Source organism: Aerococcus suis, assembly GCF_900176325.1.
Lineage (GTDB): Bacteria > Bacillota > Bacilli > Lactobacillales > Aerococcaceae > Aerococcus > Aerococcus suis.
Genome location: NZ_FWXK01000003.1, coordinates 55,167 through 71,445, shown reverse-complemented (window position 1 = coordinate 71,445; position 16,279 = coordinate 55,167). Strand labels below are relative to the sequence as shown.

Annotated in this window: 19 protein-coding genes; 1 reads left to right on the top strand and 18 read right to left on the bottom strand. The window is 35.9% G+C overall.

Annotated features, from left to right (window positions below; genetic code table 11):
- Nucleotides 1–45 precede the first annotated feature (45 nt).
- From B8955_RS03780 to B8955_RS03705, 16 genes are all read right to left on the bottom strand, one after another.
- Entirely contained in the window at nucleotides 46–423 is a 378-nt protein-coding gene (locus B8955_RS03780) for a DUF3397 family protein (RefSeq protein ID WP_159444429.1), read from the bottom strand.
- Between the two features lie 17 nt (nucleotides 424–440).
- Nucleotides 441–992, bottom strand: coding sequence for a YceD family protein (locus B8955_RS03775; protein ID WP_159444428.1), 552 nt, complete (start codon nucleotides 990–992; stop codon nucleotides 441–443).
- Nucleotides 993–1,008: 16 nt separating this feature from the next.
- The gene (locus B8955_RS03770) at nucleotides 1,009–2,232 is read right to left on the bottom strand and encodes a tRNA(Met) cytidine acetate ligase (RefSeq protein WP_159444427.1); all 1,224 of its coding nucleotides are present in this window, start codon (nucleotides 2,230–2,232) and stop codon (nucleotides 1,009–1,011) included.
- A 4-nt stretch (nucleotides 2,233–2,236) separates the two neighbouring features.
- Nucleotides 2,237–2,983 (bottom strand): class I SAM-dependent DNA methyltransferase, encoded by a 747-nt coding sequence (locus B8955_RS03765; RefSeq protein WP_084098738.1) that lies wholly within the window; start codon nucleotides 2,981–2,983, stop codon nucleotides 2,237–2,239.
- Nucleotides 2,983–3,345, bottom strand: a complete 363-nt coding sequence (gene rsfS, locus B8955_RS03760; protein WP_084098736.1) for a ribosome silencing factor — start codon at nucleotides 3,343–3,345, stop codon at nucleotides 2,983–2,985. Before rsfS ends, B8955_RS03765 begins: the two co-directional genes overlap by 1 nt.
- The gene (gene yqeK / locus B8955_RS03755; protein ID WP_084098733.1) at nucleotides 3,346–3,942 is read right to left on the bottom strand and encodes a bis(5'-nucleosyl)-tetraphosphatase (symmetrical) YqeK; all 597 of its coding nucleotides are present in this window, start codon (nucleotides 3,940–3,942) and stop codon (nucleotides 3,346–3,348) included.
- Nucleotides 3,935–4,564: a nicotinate-nucleotide adenylyltransferase gene (locus B8955_RS03750; RefSeq protein WP_084098730.1), complete on the bottom strand. Its 630-nt coding sequence runs from the start codon at nucleotides 4,562–4,564 to the stop codon at nucleotides 3,935–3,937. Before B8955_RS03750 ends, yqeK begins: the two co-directional genes overlap by 8 nt.
- 20 nt (nucleotides 4,565–4,584) lie before the next feature.
- Entirely contained in the window at nucleotides 4,585–4,896 is a 312-nt protein-coding gene (gene yhbY / locus B8955_RS03745; RefSeq protein WP_084098728.1) for a ribosome assembly RNA-binding protein YhbY, read from the bottom strand.
- A gap of 12 nt (nucleotides 4,897–4,908) precedes the next feature.
- Nucleotides 4,909–6,018 (bottom strand): ribosome biogenesis GTPase YqeH, encoded by a 1,110-nt coding sequence (gene yqeH / locus B8955_RS03740; RefSeq protein WP_084098726.1) that lies wholly within the window; start codon nucleotides 6,016–6,018, stop codon nucleotides 4,909–4,911.
- Nucleotides 6,011–6,541, bottom strand: a complete 531-nt coding sequence (locus B8955_RS03735) for a YqeG family HAD IIIA-type phosphatase (RefSeq protein ID WP_084098723.1) — start codon at nucleotides 6,539–6,541, stop codon at nucleotides 6,011–6,013. Before B8955_RS03735 ends, yqeH begins: the two co-directional genes overlap by 8 nt.
- 122 nt (nucleotides 6,542–6,663) lie before the next feature.
- Nucleotides 6,664–8,190: a Mur ligase family protein gene (locus tag B8955_RS03730; RefSeq protein ID WP_084098720.1), complete on the bottom strand. Its 1,527-nt coding sequence runs from the start codon at nucleotides 8,188–8,190 to the stop codon at nucleotides 6,664–6,666.
- A 121-nt stretch (nucleotides 8,191–8,311) separates the two neighbouring features.
- Nucleotides 8,312–8,539, bottom strand: a complete 228-nt coding sequence (locus B8955_RS03725) for a YkuJ family protein (protein WP_084098717.1) — start codon at nucleotides 8,537–8,539, stop codon at nucleotides 8,312–8,314.
- Nucleotides 8,540–8,629: 90 nt separating this feature from the next.
- Complete coding sequence (locus tag B8955_RS03720) at nucleotides 8,630–9,796, bottom strand: glycosyltransferase (RefSeq protein WP_159444426.1); 1,167 nt, start codon at nucleotides 9,794–9,796, stop codon at nucleotides 8,630–8,632.
- 168 nt (nucleotides 9,797–9,964) lie between these two features.
- Entirely contained in the window at nucleotides 9,965–11,698 is a 1,734-nt protein-coding gene (gene ptsP / locus B8955_RS03715) for a phosphoenolpyruvate--protein phosphotransferase (protein ID WP_084098711.1), read from the bottom strand.
- Nucleotides 11,699–11,700: 2 nt separating this feature from the next.
- Nucleotides 11,701–11,967, bottom strand: a complete 267-nt coding sequence (locus B8955_RS03710; RefSeq protein ID WP_084098708.1) for a phosphocarrier protein HPr — start codon at nucleotides 11,965–11,967, stop codon at nucleotides 11,701–11,703.
- Nucleotides 11,968–12,153: 186 nt separating this feature from the next.
- Nucleotides 12,154–13,740, bottom strand: coding sequence for a peptide chain release factor 3 (locus B8955_RS03705; protein WP_084098705.1), 1,587 nt, complete (start codon nucleotides 13,738–13,740; stop codon nucleotides 12,154–12,156).
- Nucleotides 13,741–13,879: 139 nt separating this feature from the next.
- Here B8955_RS03705 and B8955_RS03700 point away from each other — a divergent pair, with 139 nt between their 5' ends.
- On the top strand, nucleotides 13,880–14,320 hold the full coding sequence (locus B8955_RS03700; protein WP_084098702.1) for a GNAT family N-acetyltransferase: 441 nt from the start codon (nucleotides 13,880–13,882) through the stop codon (nucleotides 14,318–14,320).
- Between the two features lie 32 nt (nucleotides 14,321–14,352).
- Here B8955_RS03700 and B8955_RS03695 read toward each other — a convergent pair whose 3' ends face one another.
- Nucleotides 14,353–14,799 carry a PTS sugar transporter subunit IIA gene (locus B8955_RS03695; RefSeq protein ID WP_084098699.1) on the bottom strand — a complete coding sequence of 149 codons (447 nt, stop codon included), beginning with the start codon at nucleotides 14,797–14,799 and terminating at the stop codon, nucleotides 14,353–14,355.
- Nucleotides 14,800–14,859: 60 nt separating this feature from the next.
- Nucleotides 14,860–16,272, bottom strand: a complete 1,413-nt coding sequence (gene mgtE, locus B8955_RS03690; RefSeq protein ID WP_084098697.1) for a magnesium transporter — start codon at nucleotides 16,270–16,272, stop codon at nucleotides 14,860–14,862.
- Nucleotides 16,273–16,279: the final 7 nt, after the last annotated feature.

Here is a 16,279-nt window from a genome sequence, read left to right as displayed (position 1 = left end):
GACATAAAAAAAAGACCAAGAAAAAATTCTTGATCTAACATAACATTAGGCAACAATCACTTGAATTATTCGCCAACATACAAAGAAATAAAATCCAATAAAGGTTATCAATCCAGCTAAATTAGATAAATTTCTTAAATAAATCCGCCAATTAATCGCATCATATTTTTTAAAAGATTGCCATAAATAAAACAGACTCCATAAACTAAATAGCATAACAAGTACAGGAATCAAACTGAAATAAAAAATATATAAAGTGACAAAATGAAAGCACACCCATAGTAGAGGATGCATCACATCTATTACCGCTAATTTGATTCGTTTCCCATCAGTTAAAAATGGACGCCCATATTGAGAAACCAGCCAAAGTTGCAGAGCTGGTAACACGTAGAGAATGATTTCTTGCCAATGAAAAGGATACATCGCTATCATCCTCCAATCTAATCATTATTCTCATTATCAAATAAATCTTTTAATTTAGCGAAACGCGGATCACCTTCATTGTTTTCTTCTTGTTCGTGTTCTTTATAGTTGTCTTCACTGACAACTTGCCACTCATTTCCCTGTGGATAATCATCATTCGCCATTTCTTCTTCTGTGTATACTTGTACTGGAATATGCGTAACGACATTATCAATTAGAATAGTATTTAAATCGACCGTTTCTGTCGCTAAAGGAACAGGAATCGTATCATCTTCATCAACAATATCTGTAGTAACGCCTTCTGGAATCAATCGTTCTCTAATTTTAAAAGCTAAGGATTGTTCTACAGGAGTTAGAGAGCGTGTTGAAGGTAGTTTTATCATTCCTGCAACATCAAGTTGAAGTAGGACCGTTTCTTTTTCATAAAGTACTAGCCCAGTTACAGATAGTGGAGAGAGCCCTAATACATCAGCTTGTTTTTGTTGAACTGATTTCTCAACATCAACAGTTTCATCAATCCACATAGGATCTGCTGCAATAATCCGTAGTTCACGTAATGCCCATTTCATAGACATACTCCTTCCATTATTTTATTATGATTGGTTGATGACTAAAATTTTCATCGTGTTCATCTTGGTAAACGATATGCCGATATATGCGATCAGCGATTAGCCATTCTGGCCATTTTCTTTCGCATTCTTGGTTCACACGCGAAATGATTTGCCAAGAATCTTCTGTTTCAGCTTTTTTTAATTGTCGTAAATACTTTTGTCCTTTTGCGGTCATTCCTAAAAGTAATAATGGTTGTGGATGCTGATAGTCCATTAACTCTTTTATACGATTATTTTTAATATTTAATAAAATCATAAGTGCGGTTCTTTTTAAACGACCTTCTGACCAATTTCTACTTCGACAAATATCCAGCCATTCTTCCATAGTCGATGCTTTTTTAGCCGCCTGCTTTAATAAATGTTCAATTCCTTCATCCACTTGATAGATAAGCGACAACTCTTCTAACGAAGCAGTGAGTAATCGATATCTTAGTAAAGGATAAAATATTTGCCAAGTTCCCGCACAAGGTAAATCATCGACAGCTTGAATTAATTCCAATGGCATTTTACCAACATGATCTTGCTTTCCACCTAATATGGATGCCCGAATTTGTGATCCACTTAAAAATTCCACTTCGTTGCTATTTGCCGTCTCCCTATGCTGAGCTCCCAAACGAGCAATAGGTAATGGTTCGATTGGTAAATTCCACGTTGCAATTTCTCGACAATAGATATAGCCTAACAAATTATTACTTTTCATTTGAAAATCAAGATTCAACGACGCTAAACAAGGAACTTCATTTTGTGCCTGCTTAAGAGCTTTGAAGTAACGCTCAGTAGCACTTAAATTGGGATTGTTTAGCAAAAATTGCCTCATTTTACGTTGGATAATCTCAGGATGTTTTCCTTCCCAATTAGCCATTGTTACATAATCGTTAAAAGGGAATGATTCAACACCAAAAAAAAGGCCATCTACACCTAAAGAAGCTAAGGCATTCACTCCACCTCGAGCAAAATAATCAGCTGGTTGGGTGGCATACCATAGCGGTAACTCAAAAACTAAGTCAGCTCCATAATTTAAAGCTGACTTGGCACGTTCCCATTTAGAAATAAGGGCAGGGTCTCCCCTTTGCACAAAATTACCACTCATCACCGCAACAATTGGGGTATCCGGTGACAGTTGCTTAACAGTTTCTAATAAATAGCGATGCCCATCATGGAATGGATTCCATTCTGCAATCACCCCTAACGCTCTCATTATTTTACCCCTTTCGACAAGTAAAAAAGATTCGTTTGCTAGTATCATTAGGACCGTCTGTAGAAAAGTCAGCAGTGACTGTCACTTCTGTAAATCCAATAGCAGTTAGGCTCGATACATAATCTTCAATCGGGGCAACAAATTGCTCATGAAGCTCTTCATAGCGTTCATAACGGCCATCCTCATCTTCTAAGAACATATTTAATGAATGATCAATCGTATTTTCGCCTCTAAATTGATCACTCGTCCATGTAAACACGACATCATCCCATTCATGAACAAACGTATAGCCTGGGTATTGATAATTTATCCAATTAGGATGAATAATATCAAATATAAAGACTCCATTTGCCTTGAGATGATGATAGACATTTCTCATGACCTGTTCTTGTTTAGAATACTCATTTAGATACAATAAACTATCACAAAAGCAAGTAATAAGCTGTGGGTGATAATCTTCAAAATGAAAAGTTAACATATCCGCTACTTTAAATGGGATATTAACCTTTGCTTCTTGAGCACGGGACTGCGCACGTTCAATCATCGTCGGCGATAGATCAACTCCCGTAATGGAATAATTCGATTGTTTTGCTAGAACAGCTAATTTCCCATCGCCACAGCCTAAATCCAACCAATCAGTCTTCGATGTTAATTCAGGAACGACTTTTTCAGTAAACGATAACCACTGGGGATACAAACTGTCATCAAAAAGACTATCGTATACCTCACAAAATGTTTCATAAATTCCCATTATTTAATCCAATCAGTTAAATCAACTAATGGCGCATCTACCCACATTTTTTCTAAATTATAATAATCGCGTTCGCTATATAAGAAAACATGGACAATAACATCATAGCAATCCATTAAGATCCATCGATTGCCATCTCGTCCTTCAATTCCACGAATATCAAATCCGGCCTTTTCAACATCTTCTTCGATGTTAGCAACAATTGCTTGGACTTGACGCTCATTATTACCACTCATAACAACAAAATAATCACTTAACGGTGTTAGTTCATGAACATCCAAAGCGACAATATCATCCGCTAATTTATCATCCGCTGACAAAATAATCGTTTCTAATAATTTATTATTTAATTGTTCAGTCATTTAATTCTCCTTTTTAACCCAGTCATTATAAATTAAAATTGTTTTCGGATAAATCATCTGTTCTTTTTCGATGAGATGTTGAATGGAATTTTTTATTTTATAATTGACTGCCTTATCTAAATCTTTAAAAGCCATGGCTCGAACATCTTCAACGCCAGGAAAGTCTCTTCCCTCTTCAACATAATCGGCAATAAATAGAATTTTTTCATCTAGCGTCATATCAAACTCTCCAATAGTATGTCCCCATACTGCTTTAAGAATTTGCTCATCAGTAATACCAAATTGATCATTGCCAATAAAAGCAGCTAACGGCCCATGCCATATAGCACTGCCATAATTTAACCATTCACTATCAAACAATGGATGATCTTTATACGCAAGTAAATCTGTTTCTGACATTTCCTTTGCATAATCATGTAGGAGTGCACTAATAGACGCACGCTCTTCATCCGCTTGATAATGATCAGCCAACTTAAGAGCCATCTCTTCCACTCTAAGCACATGTTCGAATCGTTTTTTAGATAATTGTTTTTCCAATTTATTAATTAACGTTGATCTAGAAATTTGAATGTATTGATCTGAAAATTCTTTAACCAAGGTATAACCCCTTTTCTTTAATGAATAATGCGACTTGATCAGGAACTAAATAACGAATTGATTGGTTCAATTGAACACGATGTCTAATAATTGAAGAGCTAACATCACTTCCTACAATATCGACAAAAGTTACCGGAAATGGAGTCTCTAATTGATAGCCCGAACGTTTTACTCCTACAAATTGAACGAGCTCTACCAAGTCAGCAATACGGTACCAGCTGGATAAATCCATAACCGAATCGGCTCCAATAATAAAGTAAAATTGCGTGTTAGGATAACGCTCAGTTAATAACTTCATCGTGTCATAAGTGTAACTCTTACCTTCGCGCTCCCACTCCACTAAATCAAGGGAAAAGTGGGGATTATTAGCAATTGCTTGAGTCAGCATTGCTAATCGTGCGTTTTGCGAAGGCATTTGTGGAGCAATCTTATGTGGCGGTATTGCATTTGGCATAAAAATAATTTCATCTAGCTGTAAACTATCATAAACCTGTTCAGCTATCGACAAATGCCCATTGTGAATAGGATTGAACGTTCCTCCAATAATACCGACATGGCGCTTAGACTGAATCGCTTCTTTATATTTAGGAATATTAGCTTTTACCATTGTCGAAGTACGCATAACTACCTATACATCCATTTCTATTTAACAGCTTTTAATTCTTCTGAAATTTGACGATATTTTGACTCGCTACTTTGTCGATATAATGTCATTACTCGACCAATTGTCTGCACGACTTCAGCTGATAATGCCGAACTAATTTCATCTGCTGCTTCTTCTACTTCTTCATCTGAATTTTGTAAAATATGCACTTTAATTAGTTCACGTTTTGTTAATAAATCGTCCAATTGATTCACTAACTCTTCGTTAACACCATTTTTACCAATTTGAAATAATGGTTTCAATTCATGTGATGCTTTTTTTAAATATTTCTTCTCTTTATTTGTTAACATATAATCTCCTTCTTAAATCATCGGATCACGTAAGTAAACAGATATCCCTTCCGGAACGTGAATGGTTACTTCACTGGCAATGGAAACATTAAACCATCCTAATCCAGAAATCACAACATCTGTCGGTTGCTTAATTTTAATCGTTTTAGCTACGAACTTCGCCGTATCCTGAGGAATTGCAGGTGTTAACAATTCACCAGCATGTTTCAAATAGAATTCATCTGCACCCGCTAATTTACGGCGATGGATATTTAGTCGTTGGCTAAAATAAGCAGTAACACTCATACGTTCACCAGAAACAAAATCAAATTGAGTTAATCCCCCAACAAATAAGGTTTGTTGCGGATTTAATTGGTACGTTCTCGGCCATAATTCTGATTGCGGCATCACTTGTTTCAATTCATCAAGTGAGAGCAATGATGTCATCTGATCATTATGAATAATTCCAGGAGTATCAATTAATGAACTATTATCATCAAATGGTATTTCAATAATATCTAATGTTGTTCCTGGAAATCGACTCGTCGTAATCAAGTTAGTATCTAGACCTGTACTTTGTAATATTCGATTCACCAACGTTGATTTCCCAACATTAGTAACCCCTATAATATAAACATCTTTTCCATCACGCATCGCTTCAATTTTTGCTAAAACGTCATCAACATAATGCCGTTTTTCTGCGCTCACTAGCATAAAGTCATCAACATGAATGCCTAATTGTTTTAATTGTCCACGTGCCCAATTACTTACTCGTTGATCATTTAACGCTTTCGGTAAAATATCTCGTTTATTTCCTAACATCAAGAGCTTGTTATTTCCAACAAAACGATTGAGTCCATGAATTAAGGATCCAGAAATATCAAAAAGGTCGATAACGTTGACAATTAAAGCATCCTTATCACTTAATGTATTTAAAATTGCTAAAAATTCATCTTCAGTTGTCGATACCTTTTCTAATTGATTATAATGTCTTAATTTGAAACATCTTTGACAATATAATTCTCCTGTTTCAATTCCTTTTTGATAGGCAGATTGAGGGGTATAGCCTCGTTTTTGCTTATCTTCAGTTTGTATTTTTGCTCCGCATCCAATACAGTATAGAAATTCATTTGCTTCAGTCAATCATTTTCCTCCATTTCAATTCAGGATTTCGTCTTCTAACACGTTTATATATTTTCAATTCAATATTGCGATTAAATGTTGTTATTATGCCATCTGATTGTACAATAGGCTTCACTAATATGGAACGTAACCCTAACCGATTAGCACCAAAAATATCCGTTAATAGTTGATCACCTACCATAACAACGTCATCCTTAGGCATTTTTAAAATCTCTAAAGCTTTTCTCATTCCACGTCTAGATGGTTTTTTAGCGACTGCTAAATAGTGGATACCGAAATTATCAGCTACGCGTTGTACACGCTTTTTAGAGTTATTAGAAACAATCACTACGGGAATATCTGCGTCAGTCATAGTCTGTAACCATTTGGCCATTTCAGGTGTCCCATCTAAACTGTCCCAAGCAATTAAAGTATTATCTAAGTCCGTAATAATACCAGAAATATGACGTTTTTTTAACTGCTCAGGAGTTAATTGATAGACAGATTCTACCATCCATGTGGGTTTAAAATAATTTAAAAACATTGGATACCTCCAACCTATAGTCGTGTATAGTATATCATAGTGATTTCAAAACCACACGAAAACCATATGACCCCATTACAATAAAAAACTCTCGACTTAACGTTATCGAGAGTTAGAAATCATTATTTTGATTGATTATATCGTTTTAAATAATCTTTCATAAAATCAGAATCCGATTGATAAGGTATTTTTTCACCATTAATCAAGAAATAATCATCGGTTCCTTTACCGGCTAATAACACGACGACATCACTCGGTTCCTCAAGTGCGTCATTTAAGGCTTGTTTAATCGCTCGTTGGCGGTCATCAGTCATCATTAAAATATCAGCTGTTGGATTTTCAGTTAAAATAGCCGTTTCAATTTCTTTTGCAATATCATAGGCACTTTCAAAGTTATTATCATCAGCCGTTAAATAGCTTTTATCGGCTAAACGACCAATAACTTCTCCCATATCTTTTCTACGGCTAACACCTTTTCCACCTGCTGACCCAGTGACGACCCAAACTTTTGCCATTGGGAATAGCTTACGAGCAGATAAAATCAATTGTTCCATACTCAACTTATTATGGGCATAATCAACAATTGCTTTCACTTCATCATCATCACTCACAAAGACTTCCATTCTTCCAGGGGCTTTCACTTCAGCTAACGCTTCGGCGATGGTTTCCCAGCTCACCTCATAATGTCTCGCCATTGCAATAGCCATTAGTGCATTATCAATATTAAATTCTCCAGGCATGTCTAACATTAAAGAATGAGCTGAACTTCCTTCGTGGACCACAAACTCTTGCCCTTTTGGCGTTGAAATGATCTGGTCAACCCAATAATCAGCATCGGCTGCTTCGCGACTAAATGTAATAATGTCATCAATTGTTTCGCTAGCTTGCGCTGCCGCTAAGACATCATCGAAGTAATCGGTATTACAATTAATCACAGCATATTGTCCATGTTGGAAAATCCGCAATTTACTCTGTAAATAGTCTGCAAAGTCAGGGTGCTCATTCGTCCCAATATGGTCTGTCGAAATATTTAAAAAACCAACCATTTCGAACATCACTTCATCTACTCGGCGATATTTTAAAGCTTGACTAGACACTTCCATCGTTAAGAAAGGAATTCTAGAATCACGAACATTTGCTAACTGTTGGAACAATGGAATTGATTCTGGCGTTGTTAACTGAGAAGGGCCACGGTTAACTCCATCATAAGTCGTTGTTGAAGAAAAATAAGCGGTTTCTCCTTGTTGGTGTTTCATCTGATGTTTATCCAAAATTGCTTTTAGAAAATGGGTCGTTGTTGTTTTTCCTTTAGTACCAGTCAATGCATTAATATGAATTGCTCGCCAAGGTTCGTGATAAAAGTAATTAGCTACTAGCGGCATTGCTTGCCGAACATCAGAAACGATAAGTCCTGGAATCGTCACATCAAACGGTTGTTCAGCCACATAAGCAATTGCTCCATTAGCTTCTGCTTGTTTTAAATAGTCAGATTTAAAATTTTCCCCTTTACAAAAAAAGAGCGTACCTTCAGACACTTCACGAGAGTCATATGTTATATGAGTAACAGTTCCCTCTTCTTGAGGTAATTGAGATAATAATAACTGACGCTCCTGTAAAATTTGTGCCAGTTCTAAAATTGTATTTGACATCTTGTTCTCCTTTTAGTAGCGAAAGAAAAGAGCCGTGGGTTACACGACTCTCAGTTGACGCTCTTCACACCATAACATTGTTCTATCAATATAAGAGGGTCCCTATTTGAGAGTCACAATCTTATTGTAATAATTCAAAAATCTCCATTGCAACGACATCTAAATCGTCGAATTGGAACGTTTCATTCACTTCGTGGTCATCTAACTCAAAACTATCTGTTTCACGATCATAGCGAACTAAACATTTTTCAACGCCTTCTTTTTCGAAACGGCGAACTTCAATCGCTGAATCATCAGCAGTCATAGCCTCTAAACGTGAAATAATAGCTTTTAATTGTGATGGTTTCAATATGACCTCTCCTTTCAATATTACCTAACTATTGTAACGAATTAAGACACAAATAAAAAGAAAAAACTGTGTTTTTTATAAATTCTCAACCTAATATTTTAAGAGTTTAAAATGTCCCACCAAAGATTTTCGTGGTTCAACTGATTGATACAGCTCGTACAATGACTCATAAAATGTTTCAGACGATACGATAGAAACCAAGTCGGATAATGATGCTTTAGCTTGCGGTAAGTGATGAGCAACATCCAATACTGCTTCGGGAAAAGCTGCTTCAGTATCCACTAAGCGACCAACAGGGGCGATGCCATTTAAATGTTGCAAATATTCAGAAGCATAAGCCACAATAGACAAGTGATTGGTGATAGCTTCAAGAAATGTTAATCCTTGTGTCTCCGTAGTGGATAAATTGACATATAAATCCGCCATTTGGTAATACTGATTAACAAATTCGTGAGGTACTGCTCCTGGGAATAACACAACCGATTCTAAGTTGAGAGTTTGAACCCGTTCCTTCAACGCGTCTTCCTCAGGTCCCGCTCCAACTAATACCAGTTTTGCTTCTGGTTTTTCCATTAAAATATGTGGCATATAATCAATAAGAGCTTCTAAATTTTTTTCATGAGCTAAACGATTGATAGATAACATCACAAAGTCATCAGCTGTTAATCCCAACTCATTACGTAAATTTTGTAATTGAGAGTTAGGTAATTTTTCTGGGATTGGAACCCCTGTAGGAATTGTCACTATTCGTCTGGTGACATGATAATCTCTCAGGACATCTTTAATGGTATCACTCGGTGTAACAACCACGGAAGCTTGTTGACAATATAAACGTGATAAACGTTTCACGGTTTCTTTGCTAACCAGTTTCCCGTTCATAATATAGTGAAGATATTTTTCATACCAAGTATGGTAAGTATGAACTAACGGTAAATTTAGTAAGCGACTAGCTGTAATCCCTAATAGCCCCATAGAAAACTCCGTTTGCGTATGAATCACATCGATTCCTAATTCCTTCACTTTTTTTACTACGGGACCAAAAAATGTTAAAGCAATCCGACGTTCTTTGAAAAACAAGAAAGGAACAGATTCATAGCGAAAGACATTCGTTTCTTCCTTAGGTGCATTTGGATCTGTCGTAGTAAAAATATACACTTCATGTCCATGCTTAGTAAAGGTCTCTTGTAAGATTTTGATTGAAGTGGCCACACCGCTAACTTGTGGGAAATATGTGTCTGTAAATATGGCAATTTTCATATGTTCCCTCCTCTCAACCATAGTATTATAACCCCATCTAAAACTCAATATTTTTTAAACAAATTTAAGAGAGTTTAGTGTTAAAGAAAGACAAATTTAAAGAGGCTGGGAAAAGTCCCAGCCTCTTTATTTGTTCATCAATAAAATGACTAAAACATTATGAGGAGATTAGCCTTCAATAATGTCTCCTACAGTATCGTGAACTAAGTTAGCTACTTCATCTGAAGTTGTACATTCAGTTAATGCTTTGTTAACTAATGATTCCATTTCAGATTTGTTTAATTTAGACATTAAACTACGTGTTTTAAGAATTGATGAAGCTGACATTGAGAATTCATCTAATCCCATACCGACAAGTAATGGAACAGCTGTTTGATCTCCAGCAACTTCTCCACACATACCTGTCCATTTACCTTCTTTATGACTAGCATCAATAACTGATTTAATTAGACGTAATACGGAAGGGTTATATGGTTGGTATAAGTATGAAACATGTTCGTTCATACGGTCAGCAGCCATTGTGTATTGAATCAAGTCGTTAGTCCCAATACTGAAGAAATCAACTTCTTTAGCAAATTGATCAGCTAAGACCGCAGCTGCAGGGATTTCAATCATAATACCGATTTGAATATCATCCGCTACTGGGACACCATCATCAACTAATTTTGCTTTTTCTTCTTCAACTAACGCTTTAGCTTGTCTAAACTCAGCTAAGTTAGAAATCATTGGGAACATAATCCGTAATTTACCATAAACTGAAGCACGCAATAATGCACGTAATTGAGTACGTAACAATTCAGGTTGATGTAATCCAATACGAATCGCACGGTAACCTAAGAATGGATTCATTTCTTCTGGTAGAGGTAGATATGGTAAGTTTTTATCGCCACCAATATCCATTGTACGAACAACAACTGGACGTTCTCCCATATCTTCTAAAACAGTTTTATAAGCTTCAAACTGTTCTTCTTCAGTAGGCATTTGATCAGAATCCATATATAAGAATTCTGTACGGTATAAACCAATACCTTCTGCCCCATTATCGTTAGCACCTTCTAAGTCTTTCGGTGTTCCGATATTAGCTACCAATTCGAATGTTTCACCATCAGCTGTTTTAGATTCTGCATTAACAAGTTGTGCCCATTCAGCTTTTTTAGCTAAAAAGTCAGCTTGTTTTTCTTCATAAGCCTTAACAGTTTCTTCATCAGGATTAATGATGACGTCCCCTTCAAGACCATCGATAATGACTAAATCTCCAGCTTCAGCAGATTTAGACACATCTTTTGTTCCTACTACTGCAGGAATTTCTAAACTACGTGACATAATTGCTGAGTGAGAAGTTCGACCACCAATATCAGTAGCAAAACCTTTAACATAACGTTTATCTAATTGAGCTGTATCACTAGGTGTTAAATCATAACCTAATACAACAACTTCTTCATCAACTGTTGATAAGTCAGGCATTTGAACACCGAGTAAGTGAGCAATCACGCGATCTGTAACATCTTTGATGTCAGCAGCACGTTCTTGCATATATGGATTATCTTCCATATTTTTAAACATAGTGATAAACATATCAGCAGTTTCACGAACGGCAGATTGTGCATCATAAGATTGTTCTTTAATTTTATCAACAAAAGCATTTTTCATTTCAGGGTCAAGTAAAATTGATAAATGCGCATCAAAAACAGCTGCTTCTTCTTCAGATAAGCTTTCAGCTGCTTTGGCTTTAATTTGTTCAATTTCAGTACTTGAAACTGAAATAGCATCCTCAAGGCGAGTGACTTCCGCCTCAGGATCGCTATTTTTACCTAATTCAAATGATAAATCAGGTTCAACTAACAAGAATGCCTTTGAGATTGCAATACCATCGCTTGCGGCAATTCCGTTTAATTTATTCATGGTTATTCAGATAACCCCTCTTTTTTCATAGTTTCTTCAATTGCTTTGATTGCTTCTTCTTCGTCTTCACCTTCAGCAGTGATTGTAACGTCAGAACCTTGACCAACACCTAAAGACATAACACCCATGATTGATTTTAAGTTAACTGATTTTTCTTTGTATTCTAAATTAATTTCAGATTGGAATTTGCTTGCAGTTTGAACTAATAAAGTTGCTGGACGCGCGTGGATTCCTGTTTCTGCTGTTACGTTAAATTCTTGTTTTTTCATTACTGAACAACTCCTTGTATTAATTTATAAAGTTAATAATTAGCTTTTGAAAAGAAAAGCCTTTCACATAATAATTTACCACGAAATCGTTATGTGAGCAACTATTTTATACCAAATACTTATATTTAAGCAAGGTTATTTGTACTAAAACGCCTATTTTGTACACCATTTCACAATAATTAAGACTTATTCTTCAGTTTCTAGCAAGCTTTCTAATTCAACATCTGGATATTTACCCGTAAACCAATTTAAGGCAAATTGATTTTCAAATAAAAATACAGGATGACCAAAACGATCTTTACATAATAGATTTCGACTTGAAGACATTTTAGGATCTAAATCTTCCGGTTTAATCCATCTAGCCATTTTACGTCCCATTGGCTCCATTGTCACCTCAGAGTTATACTCATTAAGTAAACGTGCTTGGAAAACTTCAAATTGTAGTTGCCCGACAGCACCTAAGATATAATCCTCTGTATGCCAAGTACGATATAACTGAATAGCCCCTTCTTGAACTAATTGTTCCATACCTTTATGGAAGGATTTTTGTTTCATCACATTTTTAGGCGAAACTTTCATAAATAATTCGGGGGTAAACTGAGGCAATGGTTTAAATTGAACCGCATTTTTCCCTGTATAAATGGTATCGCCAATTTGGAAGTTACCTGTATCGTATAATCCGATAATGTCCCCAGCTACCGCTTCTTTTACATTTTCTCGTGCATCAGCCATAAACTGCGTCGTATTATTTAAACGAATTTTCTTATCGGTCCGGGTCAATTTAACTTCCATACCTTCTTCAAAGGCACCAGAACAAATTCTAACAAACGCAATCCGATCGCGATGTTTAGGATCCATATTCGCCTGAATTTTAAAAACAAATCCGGTTAACTCTTCTTGCAATGGATCGACCTTTTCATCTTCAATAGTTTCTACTGGACTCGGAGAAGGTGCATAATCAACAAAAGCATCTAAAAAGGTTTCAACACCAAAACCAGTTAAAGCTGACCCAAAAAATACCGGTGTTAATTGACCATTCATAATGGCTTCCTCATCAAAAGGATTTCCTGCTTCTTGCATCAGTTCAACATCCTCTAATGCTTGAGAATAGATAGTGGATGCTTTAAAGTCAAAGTCACCAATTGCTTCACCATTATCATCAATAGCGACCATCCGTTCTTCGTTAGCTGTTTCGTCATTTAAGTTTCGTTCAATACGTTGATTATAAATGTCATAAAGTCCAATTAAATTTTTCCCCATACCAATTGGCCAGTTCATAGCATAAGCATCGATACCTAAGACATCTTCTAATTCTCCAATTAAATCCATCGGTTCACGTCCGTCACGGTCGAGTTTATTCATAAAAGTAAAAATAGGAATGCCACGCATCGCACAAACTTGGAATAATTTTTTCGTTTGTGGTTCAATCCCTTTACTTGAGTCGATAACCATTACCGCCGCATCTACCGCCATTAAAGTTCGGTAAGTATCTTCAGAAAAGTCCTCGTGTCCTGGAGTATCCACAATATTAATTTGATGACCATCGTAATCAACTTGCATGACTGAACTTGTCACAGAAATTCCACGTTTTTGTTCAATTTCCATCCAATCTGATTTTGCAAATTTACCTGACTTTTTCCCTTTAACGGTACCGGCCTGTCTTATAGCACCAGAAAATAATAGTAATTGCTCGGTAATTGTTGTTTTCCCAGCGTCGGGATGCGAAATAATTGCAAATGTTCGCCGTTTATTTACTTCATCTTTTAATTTCATCAGTAACATCCTTTATTTCATTAAATCTCTTATTAAATGCCTGTTTATCATAACACATTTTTACCCGAAACTATACGTACATTCATCTCCCACTGAAATCATGTTATAATAAGCAAAATTACTATTGTGAGGAAGAAATATGGATATTTTGTGGACCACTCATTTAGAAGACACCATTTATAAAGATGCATTAAGCATTCGCTCAGCTGTGTTTATAACTGAGCAAGAAATTGATCAAGCAATTGAAATCGACCAAAATGAAACCAACTGTATCCATGGTGTTGGTTATATTAATGGGCAACCTGTCTGTACTTTGCGATTACTTCCTCAGTCAGCTCACCATTTAATTATTCAACGTGTTGCGGTTCTCAAGGCTTATCGTCATCAAAGATTAGGCTTAAAACTCATGATAGCTGTCGAGGAAAAAGCAAAACAAGAAAATTATTCTAAACTGTCTCTGAGTGCTCAACTACCGGTCATACCTTTTTATCAAAAATTAGGTTACTCACTTACTGATAATTCCACATACAAAAAAGCAGGTATTCTACATAAAGATATGTATAAAATAATAAGTTTATAAAATAACAGAGGTAATCAGATAGCTATGTCTGATTACCTCTGTTTAATACTATTTATAATACTTTCCGGAGAAGTCGCTTCACATACGAATTGATACTGTAGAGGGTTAGCCAACCATTCACTAAGAACTTGTAGAATCTTTAAATGTTGCTTCGCATCTTTCCCTTTAAAGACAATTACTATTTTTAAAGGATGATTCGTTTGATCAAGCAAATAGACTGGTTCTTGCAGCTTTAATAAGGAAATCCCCCACGATTCATTCTCCTCAGGTCTAGCATGCATGAATCCAATCCCACGACCGACATCCATATATGGGCCTAAAAATTCAGCAGCAGCTTCAATTTGCTTTAAATAATGACGAGAAATAATATTCGCGTGCAACAATGGTTCGCCTGCTAAATATAAAGCTTCACGCCATGAAGGTAAAGAATCATAAATTTGAATATACATTTGATCTAAAAAATCATTTTTTGTCATCATGCTACCCTCCTGATTAAAACGCTACCATCACATTTAACCCAAGCATAGCACATTCAATAATTATTGCAAATATGGCATAAAATACGCAGCGATACTGAAATAAATTAAAACACTCGTTAAGTCACTTAATGTGGTTATAAATGGTCCAGAAGCGACTGCAGGATCAAAACCTAAACGATCCATTAATAACGGAATCAAACTTCCTGCCAAATTTGCGACAGTAATAGCAGCTAACATTGCGATTCCAATGACTAAACCTAAGGCAAAGTTTTGTTGCCAAAAACCAATCACAGCAAAAATGACAATACCAGTAATCGCTCCTGAAAGTAACCCGGTCACAATTTCTCTCATTACCATACTAACAAACCCTTGATCCTCATCATCAGGATTTGCTAAACGTCGAACCGCCACGGCTAAGGATTGCGTCCCCGCATTACCAGCTGTCCCTGTAATTAAAGTAATAAATACAGATAAAATAGCGACTTGAGCAATCATTCCTTCAAATTGGCTGATTAAGGTTGAAGTCCCCATACCAAGGAATAATAAGGTAATTAACCATGGCAAACGTGATTTAGCTGATTTTAGAGGACTTTCATACTGATTATCAACATCAACCCCGGCTAATCCAGAGTAATCTTGCATCGCTTCATCGTCAATAACATCAATAATATCATCAACCGTCACAATACCAATCAGTTCGCCCGTTTCCTCAACGACTGGAATCGCAAGAAAATCGTAGTCTTTAATAGTTTTAGCTACGTTATTTTGATCTTCCTTAACATCAACAAACACAATTCGATCTGACATTAAGTCATAAATCATTTCATTCCCTTGACTAATGATTAAATCACGTAAAGATAGTACCCCGACTAAGCGGTTATCATCGTCAACAACGTATAAATAGTAAATCGTTTCAGCAGAATTAGCTTTAGCTCGCAATAAAGTCATAGCTGACTTAACGGTTTGATTTGCCTTGATACTGACGAACTCTGTCGTCATAATAGCCCCAGCCGTTTCATCTGCGTAATTCATTAACGTTTTAATATCATCAGCAGATTCTTTGGACATTAATCGCATATAAATACGCACTTGATCTAAAGATAATTCATTTAGTATATCAACTGCATTATCAGTATACATATAACTCAATAAATTAGCGGCATAAGCATCATCCATATCAAATAAAAACGTAAAAATCTGTTCTTCATCTTCTTCATCGATAATGTCATAAACTTCGGATAATTCTTCCGGCGTTAAGAAATCATGAACTTTACATCGTTGTTCAACCGTTAAATTTAAATAAATTTGTGCTTGGTCGAAACTATGGTTTTGAAAGAATTCTTCTCGAAACCCTTCTTTATCATTTACAGCTAAAGTATCTATAATATGTTTAGCAATATCCTCTTCAGTGAGAACTTTTTTTTCATAAACTTCATTATCTTCATTTGTTACAAGTTCTTCTTTATTCGTCATTGGTTCC